The 597-nt window shown below is 45.1% G+C and carries 1 protein-coding gene; it reads left to right on the forward strand.

What is annotated here, in order from left to right:
* Positions 1 to 597: reverse transcriptase family protein (locus IPZ60_RS14115; protein ID WP_194198356.1), on the forward strand; the 597-nt coding region annotated here is incomplete at both ends.

A 597-nucleotide genomic window follows, 5' to 3' on the forward strand; every position in this document is an offset into this window, starting at 1 on the left:
AGTCCTAAAGACAATTTTCCCCTACCACACATCGATATATTGGTAGATAATACAGCCAAATTCGCCCTTTTCTCATTTATGGATGGTTTCTCGGGGTATAATCAAATAAAGATGGCACCCGAAGATGTAAAGAAGACCACTTTCGTCACCCTATGGGGGACGTTCTGCTATAAAGTGATGGCCTTCGGGCTGAAAAATGCTGGGGCAACCTATCAGCGTGCCATGGTGGCATTGTTCCATGACATGATGCATAAGGAAATAGAGGTCTACGTAGATGACATGATTGCCAAGTCTCGGACTGAGGACGAACACCTTGTCAATCTGCGTAAGCTGTTTGGAAGGTTGCGGAAATACCAATTAAAACTAAACCCAACCAAGTGCACCTTTGGGGTAAAGTCGGGGAAGTTGCTAGGATTTATCGTAAGTCAGAAAGGGATAGAGATAGATCCCGAGAAAGTGAAGGCCATCCTTGAAATGCCGGAACCCCGCACAGAGAAGCAGGTTCGGGGGTTTTTGGGCAGATTGAATTATATCGCGAGATTTATCTCGCAACTCACCTCTACCTGTGAGCCCATTTTTAAACTGTTACGTAAGAAC

The organism is Psychrobacter sp. NG25, assembly GCF_015234355.1.
Taxonomy (GTDB): domain Bacteria; phylum Pseudomonadota; class Gammaproteobacteria; order Pseudomonadales; family Moraxellaceae; genus Psychrobacter.